The 15,274-nt window shown below is 37.3% G+C and carries 15 protein-coding genes and 1 pseudogene; 12 read left to right on the top strand and 4 right to left on the bottom strand.

What is annotated here, in order from left to right; genetic code table 11:
- Window positions 1–26: 26 nt before the first annotated feature.
- The 3 genes from gntP to ACX9TM_RS17035 all read left to right on the top strand — a co-directional run bounded on the left by gntP (window position 27) and on the right by ACX9TM_RS17035 (window position 4,191).
- On the top strand, window positions 27–1,352 hold the full coding sequence (gntP, locus tag ACX9TM_RS17045) for a gluconate permease GntP (protein ID WP_065382243.1): 1,326 nt from the start codon (window positions 27–29) through the stop codon (window positions 1,350–1,352).
- Window positions 1,353–1,461: 109 nt separating this feature from the next.
- Window positions 1,462–3,003, top strand: coding sequence for a gluconokinase (gene gntK, locus ACX9TM_RS17040; RefSeq protein WP_065382242.1), 1,542 nt, complete (start codon window positions 1,462–1,464; stop codon window positions 3,001–3,003).
- Between the two features lie 120 nt (window positions 3,004–3,123).
- The gene (locus ACX9TM_RS17035) at window positions 3,124–4,191 is read left to right on the top strand and encodes a lactonase family protein (RefSeq protein WP_072770173.1); all 1,068 of its coding nucleotides are present in this window, start codon (window positions 3,124–3,126) and stop codon (window positions 4,189–4,191) included.
- Between the two features lie 43 nt (window positions 4,192–4,234).
- On the opposite strand, the gene ACX9TM_RS17030 is transcribed toward ACX9TM_RS17035, so the two are convergent.
- Window positions 4,235–4,411, bottom strand: a complete 177-nt coding sequence (locus ACX9TM_RS17030) for a DUF1272 domain-containing protein (RefSeq protein ID WP_001162793.1) — start codon at window positions 4,409–4,411, stop codon at window positions 4,235–4,237.
- 196 nt (window positions 4,412–4,607) lie between these two features.
- Here ACX9TM_RS17030 and ACX9TM_RS17025 point away from each other — a divergent pair, with 196 nt between their 5' ends.
- On the top strand, window positions 4,608–5,429 hold the full coding sequence (locus tag ACX9TM_RS17025; RefSeq protein WP_000181430.1) for a pentapeptide repeat-containing protein: 822 nt from the start codon (window positions 4,608–4,610) through the stop codon (window positions 5,427–5,429).
- Between the two features lie 19 nt (window positions 5,430–5,448).
- A complete protein-coding gene (locus ACX9TM_RS17020; protein WP_000350943.1) occupies window positions 5,449–5,985 on the top strand; it encodes a hypothetical protein in 537 nt (178 codons plus the stop codon).
- Window positions 5,986–6,004: 19 nt separating this feature from the next.
- Here the strand turns inward: ACX9TM_RS17020 and ACX9TM_RS17015 are convergent, their stop codons facing one another.
- Window positions 6,005–6,889, bottom strand: coding sequence for a DMT family transporter (locus ACX9TM_RS17015; RefSeq protein WP_063220401.1), 885 nt, complete (start codon window positions 6,887–6,889; stop codon window positions 6,005–6,007).
- A gap of 459 nt (window positions 6,890–7,348) precedes the next feature.
- Here ACX9TM_RS17015 and ACX9TM_RS17010 point away from each other — a divergent pair, with 459 nt between their 5' ends.
- From ACX9TM_RS17010 to ACX9TM_RS16995, 4 genes are all read left to right on the top strand, one after another.
- Window positions 7,349–7,756 (top strand): MerR family transcriptional regulator, encoded by a 408-nt coding sequence (locus ACX9TM_RS17010; protein WP_000285639.1) that lies wholly within the window; start codon window positions 7,349–7,351, stop codon window positions 7,754–7,756.
- Window positions 7,757–7,875: 119 nt separating this feature from the next.
- On the top strand, window positions 7,876–9,204 hold the full coding sequence (locus ACX9TM_RS17005; protein ID WP_002183782.1) for a hemolysin family protein: 1,329 nt from the start codon (window positions 7,876–7,878) through the stop codon (window positions 9,202–9,204).
- A 52-nt stretch (window positions 9,205–9,256) separates the two neighbouring features.
- Window positions 9,257–9,670 (top strand): ATP synthase subunit I, encoded by a 414-nt coding sequence (locus tag ACX9TM_RS17000; RefSeq protein ID WP_000613875.1) that lies wholly within the window; start codon window positions 9,257–9,259, stop codon window positions 9,668–9,670.
- Between the two features lie 198 nt (window positions 9,671–9,868).
- Window positions 9,869–10,417 (top strand): DUF2179 domain-containing protein, encoded by a 549-nt coding sequence (locus ACX9TM_RS16995; protein WP_000938438.1) that lies wholly within the window; start codon window positions 9,869–9,871, stop codon window positions 10,415–10,417.
- A gap of 122 nt (window positions 10,418–10,539) precedes the next feature.
- Here the strand turns inward: ACX9TM_RS16995 and ACX9TM_RS16990 are convergent, their stop codons facing one another.
- Together ACX9TM_RS16990 and ACX9TM_RS16985 are read right to left on the bottom strand one after the other, a co-directional pair.
- A complete protein-coding gene (locus tag ACX9TM_RS16990) occupies window positions 10,540–10,779 on the bottom strand; it encodes a DUF3923 family protein (protein WP_000747696.1) in 240 nt (79 codons plus the stop codon).
- A 77-nt stretch (window positions 10,780–10,856) separates the two neighbouring features.
- A complete protein-coding gene (locus tag ACX9TM_RS16985; RefSeq protein WP_065382499.1) occupies window positions 10,857–11,231 on the bottom strand; it encodes a hypothetical protein in 375 nt (124 codons plus the stop codon).
- Window positions 11,232–11,530: 299 nt separating this feature from the next.
- On the opposite strand from ACX9TM_RS16985, the gene ACX9TM_RS16980 reads away from it, so the two are divergent.
- From ACX9TM_RS16980 to ACX9TM_RS16970, 3 genes and pseudogenes are all read left to right on the top strand, one after another.
- Complete coding sequence (locus tag ACX9TM_RS16980) at window positions 11,531–12,445, top strand: tetratricopeptide repeat protein (protein WP_063220402.1); 915 nt, start codon at window positions 11,531–11,533, stop codon at window positions 12,443–12,445.
- Window positions 12,446–12,487: 42 nt separating this feature from the next.
- A pseudogene (locus tag ACX9TM_RS16975) lies at window positions 12,488–12,616 on the top strand (ubiquinone biosynthesis protein UbiE); the annotation flags it as partial.
- 146 nt (window positions 12,617–12,762) lie between these two features.
- Window positions 12,763–15,270, top strand: a complete 2,508-nt coding sequence (locus ACX9TM_RS16970; protein ID WP_050252092.1) for a collagen-like protein — start codon at window positions 12,763–12,765, stop codon at window positions 15,268–15,270.
- The last annotated feature ends 4 nt before the right edge of the window (window positions 15,271–15,274 follow it).

The raw sequence follows: 15,274 nt of genomic DNA, 5'->3' as shown, positions 1-15,274 counted from the left end.
AGGGTTTACATAAAGGGGGATTAAGTATGAATATGTACCTTTTAATGATTACATTATTATCAATTGTAATTGTTATTTTAGGGGTTTCGTGGTGGAGATGGCATGCGTTTATTAGTTTAACGGTTGCAAGTTTGTTTTTAGCAATTATGTCTGGAATGCCAATGGATAAAATAGTGAGTGCTTATGAAACGGGAGTTGGGAGTGTTCTCGGGCATTTAGTAGGTATTTTAGTTTTAGGTACAATTTTAGGGAAAATGATGGCAGAGTCAGGTGCTGGAATGCAAGTGGCAGAGTTCTTTATTAAATCCTTTGGGATAAAAAACTTACCGTGGGCTATGTTAATTGCAGGTTTTATTATTGGAATTCCGGTGTTTTTTGAAGTAGGTATTTTAATATTGTTGCCGTTAGTAATTTCAATTCATAAAACTACGAAACAAAATATTTTATTGATAGCGTTACCAGCAATTGCTGGGCTATCTGTCGTACACGGCCTTGTTCCGCCGCATCCAGGGGCAATTGTAGCAATTGGTATTTATAAAGCGAATCTTGGGAAGGTACTATTGTATTCACTCATTATTACATTTTTTGCAGCGATTGTTGCAGGTCCTATATTTGCGAAATGGATTCATAAACGTGTAATTCCTGAAAATGAGCCAGAATTGATTCGTGTAAATACAAAATCAACGAAATTACCAGGAATAGGAGTTTCATTTTTAGTTATTTTGTTACCTGTTATGTTAATGGTTTTAGCTGCAGCGGCTCCTTATGTTCCACTTTCTACTACTTTGATGAAGATTATCACATTAATCGGTAGTCCTATCATTGCGTTATTGATTGCATGTTTTGCAGCGTTTTATTTTCTTGGATTTCGTCAAGGTATCGATAAAAAGGCTATTAAGAAGGTAACAGAAGATAGCTTATTACCAATCGGTTCAATTGTTGCGATTATTGGTGCCGGCGGGGGATTTAAGCAAATTCTTATCGATAGTGGTGTAGGCAATGCTATTGCTCAAATGTCTGAGCATTTAGCTCTATCTCCAATTGTATTAGCATTTATAGTAGCAGGACTAATTCGAATTGCGACAGGGTCAGCGACAGTCGCTTTAACAACAGCAGCAGGCATCGTTTCACCAATCGTTGAAAATACAACAGGTGTGAACTTAGAGTTACTCGTTATTGCAACAGGTGCAGGAGCATTAATGTTTTCACACGTAAACGATGCTGGTTTTTGGATGGTAAAAGAATACCTAGGGTTAACAGTGAAAGAAACATTTAAAACATGGACTGTATTAGAAACGTTACTTTCATTTATCGCTTTTGGAGGAGTTTTACTACTCGATATGTTTGTTTAAGATAAAGATGTTTCTATTTAGATAATTGTGGCATACAACGTTATCAATAGATAAAAGGTATGTATTTTTATGGTGGGATACTGTAACAATTTTTTGTTAGGAGGAAGAAATGGTGAGCTCAAAATATATGGTTGGTGTAGACATTGGGACAACTAGTACAAAATCAGTTCTATTTTCTACTGATGGATCTGTTATTGCTAGTCATGGAATTGAATATCCTTTATATTCTCCTACGCCTGAAACAGCGGAACAAGACCCAGAAGAAATTTTTCGTGCAGTAATACATACGATTAAAGAAACTGTACGATCAAGTAGTGTACAGCCAAGTGATATTCTTTGTGTCTCTTTTAGTTCGGCAATGCATAGTATCATTGCCGTAGATGAAAAGGGAGAGCCGTTAACGAGATGTATCACTTGGGCAGATAATAGAAGTGCAAGCTGGGCGGAGAAAATAAAGAATGATATGAATGGTCATGAAATTTACCTTCGTACTGGGACACCAATTCATCCGATGTCACCACTTTCGAAATTAGTTTGGCTACAGAATGAGCAGGCAGATTTATTCGCAAAAAGTTATAAATTCATTTCTATTAAAGAATATGTTTTTTACAAGTTATATAAAGAGTATGTAATTGATTATTCTATAGCGTCAGCAACAGGGATGTTTAATTTGAAATCTTTAAAATGGGATGAAGAGGCTTTACATGTTGCGGGAATTACAGATGAAAAGCTTTCAAAGCTTGTTCCAACAACGCACAGTTTAACAGGATTAGATGAAGAGCTTGCCAAAGAGATGAATGTACTTGTTTCTACGCCTTTTGTAGTAGGAGCGAGTGATGGAGTACTATCTAATTTAGGTGTAAATGCAATAGATCCTGGCGTTGTGGCTGTTACAATTGGTACAAGCGGTGCGATTCGTGCTGTAACAAATCGTCCTGTAACAGATCCAAAAGGTAGAATTTTTTGTTATGCGTTAACTGAAGACCATTGGGTAATCGGTGGACCAGTTAATAATGGCGGTATGATTTTCAGATGGGCTCGTGACCAATTGGGTACTTCAGAGATTGAGCTTGCAAAGCGTTTAGGGAAAGATCCATATGAAGTACTTACTGAAATAGCAGCAAAAGTGAATCCTGGATCTGACGGTTTATTGTTTCACCCGTATTTAGCAGGGGAAAGAGCTCCTTTATGGAATGCAAATGCACGAGGATCTTTCTTTGGACTCGGATTGCATCATAAGAAAGAACATCTTATCCGTGCTGTTTTAGAAGGAGTAATTTATAATTTATATACGGTTCTTCTCGCTTTAAAAGAGTTAATTGGCGAACCGAAAAAAATTCAAGCGACAGGCGGCTTTGCAAGGTCGGAACTTTGGAGACAGATGATGGCGGACATCTTCCATCAAGACGTATATGTTCCGGAAAGTTTCGAAAGCTCTTGCTTAGGAGCTGCAATCCTCGGTTTATATAGTCTAGGTGAAGTAGATACGTTGCATGTAGTTTCTGAAATGGTAGGTGCAGATTTCCATCATGAGCCAAACATGGAAAGTGTGGAAAAATATAAAGATTTAACGCCAATCTATATCCGTCTGTCCCGTCAATTGGAAGAAGAATATGAAAGTATAGCAGCGTATCAAAAAAAGTGGGTTTAAAAGCTATTTACCAAGAAAATATGGTAACGTATAAAGAGGTACTCCGATTTTTTAGGATATTCTTTCAACATAAAATATTTTAAGAAGCATGATGAACGAAAAATATAGGGAGAGAGGGTTATGAAAATGAAGGATAACAAAGAGTTTATTGGATATGTTGGAACTTACACGAAAGAAAATAGCGAAGGAATATATAAGTTTACTTTAGACACAGAAGCAAAAAAAATTAGTAATGTAACACTTGCCGCTAAGCTGGATAACCCTACATATGTAACGATTAACCGAAATAATGAATATCTCTATTCCGTTGTTAAGGAAGGCGAATCTGGCGGTGTAGCTGCGTATTCCATTGATAGTCATACTGGAGAACTAAAAGCGAAAAATAGACAAGTAGTAGAAGGTGCTTCTCCTTGTCATATTAGTGTTGATAGGGGAAATCATACAGTAGTTACAGCGAATTACCATAAAGGAACGATTGAGTCTTTTGAAATAAATGAAGAAAATGGAACTGTAAATCCTGCTTCATCTATTATGGCACATGAAGGTTCAGGTCCGAATAAAGAAAGACAAGAAAAACCACATGCACATTACGCGGGGTACACTCCTGATGAAAAATATGTAGTGGGCGTTGATTTAGGGATAGATAAAATAATTACGTATGAAGTAAAAGATAGTACATTAACAGAAGTGAATCGTTTATCTGTAAATCCAGGAAGTGGTCCAAGACATATTACTTTTCATCCGAATGGAAAGTATGCATATGTGATGACGGAGCTTAGTTCAGAGGTTATTGTGTTAACCTATAATCCTGCAGAAGGATCCTTTACAGAATTACAGTATATTTCTGCTGTTCCAGAAGAGTTTGATGAAAATAATCAAGGAAGTGCGATTCATATTTCTTCTGACGGCCGTTTTGTATATGCAGGTAATCGTGGTCATAATAGTATCGCTGTTTATAGCGTAGATCAAAGTTCAGGTCAGCTTACATTTGTTGAACACACATCTACAGAAGGAAATTGGCCAAGAGACTTTGTATTAGATCCTACTGAAAAGTTCCTTGTTGCTACAAATGAAAAGTCACATAATCTTGTGTTATTTTCAAGAGATGAATCTACAGGTAAGTTAACACTTTTACAATCTGATGTTGCTGTGCCAGAGCCTGTTTGTGTGAAGTTTTTAAATATATAATTTCAGATGCCTAAACAAAAGCAAAGCGATATCGCTTTGCTTTTTATTGTTTCTTTTTTGGCCTACGTACTAATTCGCCGCCGCAGTTTGGACAAACGTTATGTCTTTCTTCTGTACATGGTGCGCAAAATGTACATTCATATACACAAATGTATGCTTCAGAATTTTGTTCGAGCGATTGATCGCAAATTTGACAGTTTGTTTTCATTTCTAGTGCCATAATAAGTCTCCTTTTTAGTTAGAAAATTTATAATTTAATTATAATTCATTAAATAGAAATAGTCCTTTTCAATTGAAAGGAAATCGAATGATAAAGTTATGAATTGAAACGAAAGATGCTGGTTTATTTTAAAATTGATTATTTATTACAGTTGGAATATTATGAAATAGTCAAAAGACAACAGGGGGTATAGATTTTGACTAATCATAACGATCATTTAAAAGCAAACTGCGAAAAATGCTTCGGTCTATGTTGCGTTGCATTACCGTTTGCAGCATCGGTAGATTTTGCAGTGAATAAAGATGGTGGTAAACCATGTTCCAACTTACAATCAGATTTTAAATGTAGTATACATAAAAATCTTAGAGGAAAAGGTTATAAAGGTTGTACAGTATTTGAATGTTTCGGTGCTGGGCAGAAGATTTCTCAGGGTACGTTTAAAGGGATTGATTGGAGGAAAGATGCAAAGCATGCAAGAAAAATGTACGATGCTTTTCCGGTTATGCATCAACTTCATGAAATGCTTTGGTATTTGAATGAAGCGATTCTTTTAAAGGCAACACAGCCAATTCATAAAGAGCTAGAGACCGCAATTGAGGAGACAGAGCGACTTTCGAATTTAAATCCAGATGAGTTAATGAAAATAAATGTTCCAATGCATAGGGCAGAGGTGAACATTCTTCTTTTAGAAACGAGCGAATTAGTATGGAAGGAAATGAATACTGCGCGTAAGAAACGAATCATTCACCGCGGAGCAGACCTTATGGGAGCGAATCTGAAAAAGAAAAATTTACAAGGTGCAAATTTAAGAGGAGCTTACTTAATTGCGGCTAACTTAAATGGTGCAGATTTAAGAGGAGCAGATCTCATCGGAGCAGATTTGCGAGATGCAGATATTCGCGGGGCTGATTTTACTAATAGTATTTTTCTGACGCAAGTTCAAGTTAATGCTGCTAGAGGGGACAAACATACGAAATTACCGAAATTATTGTCTCGTCCATCGCATTGGAGTGCGTAAAGAGTGAGGAGTATTTAGTGTGGATATATTTCAGTATTTAGAAGAGATGCAAGAGGATGTCTTTTCGTTAGCAGTAGAGCAAATAGAAGCGAAGTATTATGATATTTGTTGCATGTTGGCGTCTACAGAATATGCAGAACGAATTAAAGTAATTGATGTAGAGTCATATAAGGTAAGTATTCGAGTAGGTTTGGATGCAGCTGTAGAAATGGCTACTAATGAAGAAGCAAAAGCGATTTATTTTGAGTATGACCTTGATAACGAGTGGACTAGTCAGTTTTATATTTGTGAGGAGTATGCTCCACTTGAAGAAGAGGATGATGATTGGGCTTCTGAATGGACATATGATGTTGAGGGACCGGAGTCTGTAGAATTAGCGGATATGTATAATGAAAATGGCTTTGACACAAGTGAAAAAGCAATCGGTATCACTTTATATTTAATTGCTAAAACGCTGTGTAGTTTTATAAGTGTACGTAGTGAAGTGCAAAATAATATACCGATTTGTATTGGTTTTCACGACCAAGATCCAATAATGCGAACAGGCAGAGACTAAGAGAATCTCTGCCTGCTTTTTATTTCTTTTCAAAAGTAGTAATTAAAACGCTACATATAATAAGAATACCACCAATAAAAAAGTTACTATTTAATGTTTCATTTAATAAGAGCCAACCAAGTAACGATCCAACGATAGGTTGGAAGAAGAAAAATAAGGAACCTATGCTTGCATCCAGTAATTCTAATCCTTTATTCCAAAGGAAAAAGGCACCTGCTGTTGAGACGATTCCTAAGTATAATACGCCTAATATTACGTACGTATTTACTGTTCCGATAGAGGCCGCTTGTAGCTCCCATATCATAAAAGGTGTAATAAAAAAGAGTGAAAAGAAAATTGCGTACGTTGTAATAACTAAGGATGAAAATTGGATTGAAGCGATTTTTACATAAATAGATAGTAAAGCCCACGTAATAGCGGCTCCAACTAAAATGATTGTTCCAATAAAATAGGAGCCAATTTCAATATCCCATCCGATTACGATAATGACACCGATTGTCGCTATTATAGTAGATAAAAGTCTACGAGCAGTTAGTTTTTCTTTCAAAATGAGCGCTGCAAATATAATCATAAATGCAGGTGTAGCTGATGTAACTAACGAGCCTGTATGAGCGTCGGATAATTTTGTTCCGATAAATTGGCATGTGATCGAAATGAAATAGCCGATAAATCCAATCCAAGCGAATAGGAGCCAATCTTTTTTGCGAAGGGTTACTTTTTTCTTTTGCTTTTTCTCAGCTAGTTTCAAAATGCCATATAAAACAACAAAAGCGATAATAAAGCGTAGCCAAACGAGTGTTAGTGGTGGAATGAAATCGAGTACGTATTTGCTAACAACATACATACCGCCCCATATACTTGCTGCTAGTGATAAGCATATAGCTCCTAAAATTGTTTGTTTCATTTGAAGTACCTCCGTCTATTTTTAGGGTAATATGAGTTCCCTAAGACGAGGCATAGTGTATGTGTTATAAGCCCGTCTTAGTTTATAGACGGCCTACAGGTTGATCGTTTTCGAATGAAGTGTTGTAGTACATGAGTGCATTCCTCCTTCATAATTTTATAATGATATTATAACTTAATTTTCAGTTTATTGTACTGAGTTAATTTTTTAGAAATAGAACGATATGTTCTAAAATAAGAAAAATTGAAAAGAACAGGTGATTTCATAAATATATTTGGCTAGCACGTAATTAATGAAATTTAATAATTTAATTATATAAGTAAAACCATATTCTATAAGTTTAAGAAAATATATGAAGTTGTGTATAAATTGTGAATAATAAACCGTCACGTTTGACTGTACAGTTTATGTATTGTATGATGTAAGTAATATAAACAAGGGGGGAAGATCGTTGGGAAGGTGTATCGAATCGGACAGTTGGCTCTCATGGCTCACGTGTCGAAACGAACGATTGATTATTATACGAATCTAGGTATCTTAAAAGCGGAGCGATCTCAATCTAATTATCGCTATTACGACGAAACAGCATTTGAGACATTACAATTTATTGAGAAGTGCAAAGAAATGCATATGCCGCTTTGTGAGATTAAAGAGAAAATCGAGGAGAAGAAGAAGCTGCTCGGTATCAATGAACACGTTTCGAAACAAGTGAATGAAGTGACAGACCATATTCATCGATTAGAAGTGGAGCTTACTGAGTTAAAACCGCTTTTAGATGAATTGACTGATTCACAACGTGAAAAAATATCGAAATCTTTATCAGGTCAAACGACAGCTTTAATACAGACACTTGCTCTATTATTATAGAATAAGTGAAATCCGACCTCTTTAATTTTTGTATCGGGCTATGTTTTCTAACAAACAAATAAGAAAACATTATAGTATACAGGAGGTGGACACCTTAGTTTTTTAACTAAGGGGATTCATTGGAAATATTTAATTTAGTCATGGTTGCGATTTTAATCGCATTTACTGGATTTTTCGTAGCAGCAGAGTTTGCGATTGTAAAGATACGTTCAAGCCGTATCGATCAGCTTGTTGCGGAAGGAAAACGCGGTGCTTTAGCAGCGAAAAAGGTAACAACAAATTTAGATGAATATTTATCTGCTTGTCAATTAGGTATTACAGTTACGGCTATGGGATTAGGTTGGTTAGGTGAACCGACAATTGAAAAGTTATTACACCCGTTATTTGAGAAATGGAACTTAAATCCTTCTATTTCATCAGTATTAACATTTGGTCTTGCTTTTATGATTATGACGTATTTACACGTTGTAGTAGGAGAATTAGCTCCAAAAACGATGGCAATTCAAAAGGCTGAAAGGGTAACGTTATTATTGGCAGGTCCATTAATGATGTTCTATAAAATCATGTATCCATTTATTTGGGTATTGAACGGTTCAGCTCGTGTGATAACTGGTTTATTTGGTTTAAAGCCAGCTTCAGAACATGAAGTAGCTCATACAGAAGAAGAATTACGTCTTATCCTTTCAGATAGCTATGAAAGTGGCGAAATTAATCAAGCTGAATACAAGTATGTAAATAACATTTTTGAATTTGATAATCGTATTGCAAAAGAGATTATGGTACCGCGAACAGAAATCGTTGGTTTCTACCTGGAAGATTCAGTAGAAGAACACATGAAAGTAATCCAAAATGAGCGATATACACGTTATCCGATTTTTGGAGAAGATAAAGATGATATTATCGGTATGGTCAACGTAAAAGATTTCTTTATTCGATATATGACCGAGGATCAAAAAGATTTATCATCTATTCGCTCGTATATGCGTCCGATTATTGAAGTGATGGAAACGACTCCAATTCACGATTTATTACTTCAAATGCAGAAGAAGCGAATTCCGATGGCTGTTTTATATGATGAGTACGGAGGAACAGCTGGAATTGTAACGCTTGAAGATATCTTGGAGGAAATCGTCGGCGAAATTCGTGACGAATATGATGAAGATGAAGCACCGCCAATTCAACATGTGAACGAGCAACATATTATTGTTGATGGAAAAGTGCTTATCTCAGAAGTGAAAGATTTATTTGGATTACACATCGAAGAAGATGATGTGGATACAATCGGTGGATGGATTATGATGCAAAATCATGAAATCGAAGAAGGACAACACGTTGAGGCAGAAGGTTATGAATTTAAAGTGTTAGAAAAAGACGCTTACCAAATTAAACGTGTTGAAATTCGTAAGATGGAACAAGAACAAGAAGAAGAGAAAGCAGCAACTGTGTAAGTTGCTGCTTTTCTTCTAAAGTACAAAAAATGAGAACTTAGGAGCGGATATTTTGATTCAAGAAGCCTTACGTGTATATCGATTACAATTGTATGTGATCTTTAGTGGTTTACTACTTATGTGGACGATTACTCCGTTTGGAAAACAAGTGACAGGGTTCGGTATTGGATTAGCAGTAAGTGCTTATTGTCTTTGGTTATTAGCTCGCAGAGTGGAGAAACTCGGGAAAAGTATCGTAATGAAGGAAAAGGCTCCTGGATTAGGAGTTTTAAACCGATTTGCAGCTGCTATTTTAGGCGCTATCATCATGTATGAAATTGAGCATGAAATGGAAATGTGGGCATTCGGTACAGGTATTTTAGGTGGTCACTTTTTAATGATTGCAAATTTAGCTTATGCAAATATGCAATTAGTGAAAGAAGAAGAGAAGCAAAGGGAACATGCTTCGAAAGATATAGAGCTATGATGAAAGGGACCTAATCGGGTTCCTTTTTTAGTTTAGCGATATGATACAAGTAATCAAATTAATGACAAATATAATACGCTTCTTTTTTGCGTTTTTCAATAGTATGAAAAATAATAAAAAAATTTTAAAAAACCCATCGATTTCTAAAGGTTATGTATGTTATTATGACAAAAGACTTTTTGAAAGAGGTGGATACCAATGTTACAAGCGCTACTTATTTTTGTGCTTCAAATTATTTACGTTCCAATATTAACAATCCGTACGATTTTGCTTGTAAAGAATCAAACAAGATCCGCTGCTGGTGTTGGATTGTTAGAAGGAGCTATTTACATTGTCAGTTTAGGTATTGTGTTTCAAGATTTATCAAATTGGATGAACATCGTTGCCTATGTCATTGGCTTTAGTGCGGGACTGTTATTAGGCGGTTATATAGAGAATAAATTAGCAATTGGTTATATTACGTATCAAGTTAGTTTACTAGACCGTTGTAATGAATTAGTAGATGAGTTACGTCACTCTGGATTTGGCGTTACAGTATTTGAAGGCGAAGGTATTAATTCTATACGTTATCGCTTAGATATCGTCGCAAAGCGTTCTAGAGAGAAAGAGCTTTTAGAAATCATTAATGAAATTGCACCGAAAGCGTTTATGTCTTCGTATGAAATTCGCTCGTTTAAGGGTGGATATTTAACGAAGGCGATGAAGAAAAGAGCGTTAATGAAGAAGAAAGATGAACATGCATCGTAAAAAAGAGGAATAGTGATGCATTAAAAGCGCAGTATAAGTCTAAATGTAAAAGGGAGGAATCTATTTTGATGTAGATTCCTCTCTTTTTTTATGAAAAATATTCATCTGTTAATTCAAAAAAACTAAATCGTATAATTATGTTTTTTACTCATTCTCAAATTAATGATTAGCCATATAATTTGAAAAAATACCGGTATGATAAACGTGATTAATAAAACGATAAGTGATATTGATTTAATTTCAGGTGTTTGAATAACACCAGCACCATCAACCTCTCGTAACCAAATAATAGCGGCCCATATTCCAAAAACGATAATCCAAAATAGGTTACCAATCCACCAAGAAATCCATCGTTTTTTCATGTTAGCACCCCCTACATTTATCCTACTGTTAAAAGTATATTTTCTTTTGTTACATTTATAATGAAACAACTTTAAAATCAGTTTTTAACTGTATATCTAACTTGTTTGAAGGTTACTATTTCTCCATCATCATCGTCTTTCGTTTGTAAAAGTTGAACTTTTGGTTTGTAGTCTGTCCGATGAGCGTGTTCGATATCTTTAATGTTAAGCTTGTAGGATTCACCATTCTTTAGCTTTTGTTCTAACACTTTTTTATTAGCAACATAAATAAAAGTTACTTTATTTTCATCAATGCCTTTAGTTTTAATTTCTAATTCATTATCTTTTGCTGTGATCGTTGGTGTTAGTAATTCCATACTGCCTTTCCCGCTTTCTAAAGAATTCTCTGCTATAGTTGAACATCCTGATAATATGATTCCGGTGAATAGAAGAACAAGTAATTTCTGTTTCATAACATCCCCTCCGATTCCATGTGATTTTTGATTTTTGTATTGCTAGATTACTAGTGCGGAGCGTAAATGTTTAGTTAGTACCCTCTTAATTGTACCATAATATGTAAAATGAAACAGGAGGTATATCCAATTTAAGGGAGAATGAAAAATTTACTGATTTTTGTAAATTCGTATGTTTTAGCTTCTATTTCAATCGAAATGTAGACGAGAGAAAGAAATTTTTTTATAGAAATTATAATTTTTACATTTTACAATAATGATAGGGGATAGATGAATTCATTTACTTCGGAGGTAGTTATTTGAACATTAATGAGAAGGCAATTGAAATGTTTGAACAAAATAAATATGAGGAAGCAATGGAACTGTTTCAACAAGCAGTACATGAATCTAGAGACGTACAATCTCTCAATAATCTGGCTTGGATGTACTTTTATGAGGAAGAGAATGATGATAAAGCTCTTGAATTAATAAGAGAAGTTGTTAAGTTTAATCCTTCTTCATACTTTCCTTATAACATCTTAGGGGACATTTACATGAAACAAGAAAAATGGACAGAAGCGAAAGAAGCATTACAAAAGTCTATTTCGATTCAACCATCAGATGAAGCATATCATAATGTAGCTGTAGCGCATTATAACCTTGGAGAGCTGGAAAAAGCTTCAGACTTTTTCTTGCGAGTTGCAGGGGATTCGGACTATATCATGTATAGCTATGTAAAATGTTTAATTGATTTAGAACGAACGACAGAAGCAAAAGAGAAGTTAGATACTTTTAACAGGGAATCTGATAATTTTTTAGGGGAAATTAATGTAGCAGATTTATATGTTGAGTTGAATTGCTATAAAGAAGCAATTGAATGGTTCGAAAAGGGATATAAAGAATGCTGGAAAAGTCCTAATTGGATTGGTAGATTTGTGTATGCTCTATATAAAACGAATAATTTCTCCCGTATAAATGAAGTTATACGGGAATGTATCGAAGCGAAAACAGCAGAAATAGAAGATGTCCAGAATGAAGAAGTAGAAGAAAACTGGACAGAAAACGATAAGAAAGAGTTAATTGAGGAATATACAGAAGAGAATAATTGTTATAAAACAATGGTAGAACGTATCAAATCTGGATATGTTCCAGGGTTAGAATTTGAAACGGATTTTATAGGTGGGTGCTATTTGTTTGGTTGTAAAAGGCATAATCATCTTGAATATGAACAATAAAAAGATTCGACTGTCACATACGATGGTCGAATCTTTTTATTAATAGAAGAGCCTGGACCATCGAGCTCATTTGATGAAGAACTAGCTGACCTGTCTATGTCTACGAAATACTATTCTTTATATAAAGCTAGAATGGTGCCAATTACTTTTATTATTAAGGCGAGAAAGTAAAGTGTTTTATAAAAAGCAGCCTATCGTTTCAAATAGATGAAATGATAGGCTTCTTTATTTTAAAAAAATGAGGTCAAAGGTGTACTTTTCTTATAAAAATGCATTTCATATAAAAGGTGTAATTATTTTGGGGAAGGGGGATTGTTGTGCGTCATCATAGAAAGTGCAAAAAATTTGGAGTGGCACTGCCTCTTCCGCTTATAGGAGCAACGGGTCCGACAGGTAATAGTGGTCCAATCGGTCCAACTGGAGGGCATGAAGGTCCTGTTGGTCCTACAGGGGTGACTGGACCGACGGGAGCAACTGGGCCCCAAGGTCCTCAAGGTATCAGGGGGATACAAGGTCCCCGAGGGACAACAGGAGCACAAGGAATACAAGGAGTTATTGGTGATACAGGAGAGCAAGGTATAACTGGCCCAACTGGTCTCCAAGGTGCTCAAGGATTAATCGGAAACCAAGGTCTAATTGGTGATATTGGAGTACAAGGATTAGAAGGAATACAAGGAGCTACGGGTCCTGCTGGTAGTCAAGGAATACAAGGTATACAAGGAATACAAGGGGAAATAGGTGAGCGAGGACAAACAGGGGCACAAGGAATGCAGGGAGAAAGAGGCGTAACTGGAGTCTCGGGTGTAACTGGTCCACAAGGCCCTCAAGGTGTTCAAGGAATACAAGGAGAGCAAGGGGCTATTGGTATACAAGGAGAAGACGGCTTCCAAGGTATACAAGGAATTACTGGAGAGGAAGGCCCACAAGGAGCTCAAGGAATACAAGGTGAAGTGGGTCCAACTGGTTCTACTGGAATGCAAGGTGCCCAAGGTATAAGTGGAATAAAGGGGATAACAGGTGTAATAGGTTTACAAGGACCACAAGGTGTGCAAGGAATACAAGGTATAACGGGAGCAACAGGTTTTCAAGGGATAAAGGGAATAAGAGGTATAACAGGAGCGACGGGTAGTATTGGTACTCAAGGCTCAGAAGGACCACCGGGCGGTCCGACGGGAGTGACCGGTCCAATTGGCCCTTCTAGTGGAGTGACTGGACCAGCTGGCCCACCCGGTCCACCAGGAGGTCCAACAGGTCCAACGGGTGCGACCGGTTCAACAGGTGTAAGCGGAGGGATAGGTCCAATTGGAGGGCAAGGTGTGCAAGGTATAACAGGTCCAACAGGTCATCAAGGTGTAAGGGGAGCGCAAGGTGCCCAAGGTGTAGTTGGAGCAGTTGGAGTACAAGGAGCACAAGGTCCTCAAGGTAACCAAGGTATAACAGGTCCAACGGGTGCAGAAGGTTCTCAAGGAATACAAGGTCCGCTGGGAGTAACTGGTCCAACTGGTGCAGAAGGTCCTAAAGGTATTCAAGGTATTCAAGGTGTGATAGGTCCAACAGGTGCACAAGGAATGGTGGGAATACAAGGGATAGCTGGTCCAGTTGGTGTTACAGGAGCGGAAGGAGCTCAAGGAGCACAAGGAATCCGAGGAGCAACCGGCCCAGCTGGAGCACAAGGAATCCAAGGCGTACAAGGAATTCAAGGGGAAACAGGGGCAGCTGGAACACAAGGTCCTCAAGGTGTTCAAGGGATACAAGGGACTACCGGATTGACAGGTACACAAGGTGCCCAAGGTCCTCAAGGAGTGCAAGGAATAATAGGACCGACTGGAGCTATCGGTTTGCAAGGTCCTCAAGGATTACAAGGAATAACGGGTCCAACAGGAGCGCAAGGAGTGCAAGGAATACAAGGTGTGCAAGGAATTATCGGTCCAACAGGTGCACAAGGAATTAGAGGTCCCCAAGGAAATACAGGGGAAGTCGGTATAACAGGCCCACAAGGAGTCCAAGGGGCGCAAGGTAGTCAAGGCCCACAAGGCCCACAAGGAAATGTTGGAATTACAGGTGCAACGGGTGAAACTGGGGCTACTGGAGCAACCGGGGCAACTGGACCACAAGGTGTGCAAGGAGTTCAAGGGATTACGGGAATACAAGGAATAACGGGAACGACAGGCAATACAGGTGCAACGGGTCCGCAAGGAATACAAGGGATACAAGGTATTCAAGGGTTGCAAGGCCCAATTGGAGCGAGTGGGGTGACAGGTGCTAGTGGTAGTATAGGCCCAGTTGGAGCACAAGGTAGTCAGGGCCCAAGTGGCGTGGTGGGACCGACAGGAGCAACTGGTAGTGCAGGTTCAATAGGTTTCTTTGGAATAGCGGGAGCGACAGGAGCGACTGGTTTACCTAGTGGGGGCGGTTATTTCTTTTCTACTTCAACGAGTACAATTGCAGCGAATGCGTTAATACCAATTAATTCTGGATCTACAGTTTTTGGTTCTGATGTCAGTTTAACAAATGCAACAACTGTAACGTTAAGTACGCCGGGAATTTATTTAGTAAGCTATTATTTTCAAGGTGATCCAACTGCCGGAAATGAAACAATTTCAGTGAGGCTTACTTTAAATGGAACACAAGTCGCAGGGAGTTTTATTTTTTATGTTACAGGAGGTACTTTTATATTAGAACCAGCAGTTTCGAATACGATGGTCATTGAAGTTACTTCTTCAAATGCAACTTTGTCTTTACAAAATGGTCCGTTAGCTATCGGGCATGTAACGACATTATCTGGTGTGATAACAGCTAGTTTAAATGTATTAAAAATAGTTTGATACG

The sequence above is a fragment of the Bacillus sp. LH1 genome (genome assembly GCF_057924895.1).
Note: the sequence above shows the minus strand (reverse complement) of the source record. Positions and strands in the feature narration are given on the sequence as shown.

What these genes read in the sequence shown, in the direction of transcription:
- gntP (WP_065382243.1), top strand. Translation starts at nt 27, where the DNA reads ATGAATATGTACCTTTTAATGATTACATTATTATCAATTGTAATTGTT.
- gntK (WP_065382242.1), top strand. Translation starts at nt 1,462, where the DNA reads ATGGTGAGCTCAAAATATATGGTTGGTGTAGACATTGGGACAACTAGT.
- ACX9TM_RS17035 (WP_072770173.1), top strand. Translation starts at nt 3,124, where the DNA reads ATGAAAATGAAGGATAACAAAGAGTTTATTGGATATGTTGGAACTTAC.
- ACX9TM_RS17030 (WP_001162793.1), bottom strand. Translation starts at nt 4,411, where the DNA reads ATGGCACTAGAAATGAAAACAAACTGTCAAATTTGCGATCAATCGCTC.
- ACX9TM_RS17015 (WP_063220401.1), bottom strand. Translation starts at nt 6,889, where the DNA reads ATGAAACAAACAATTTTAGGAGCTATATGCTTATCACTAGCAGCAAGT.
- ACX9TM_RS16995 (WP_000938438.1), top strand. Translation starts at nt 9,869, where the DNA reads ATGTTACAAGCGCTACTTATTTTTGTGCTTCAAATTATTTACGTTCCA.
- ACX9TM_RS16990 (WP_000747696.1), bottom strand. Translation starts at nt 10,779, where the DNA reads ATGAAAAAACGATGGATTTCTTGGTGGATTGGTAACCTATTTTGGATT.
- ACX9TM_RS16985 (WP_065382499.1), bottom strand. Translation starts at nt 11,231, where the DNA reads ATGAAACAGAAATTACTTGTTCTTCTATTCACCGGAATCATATTATCA.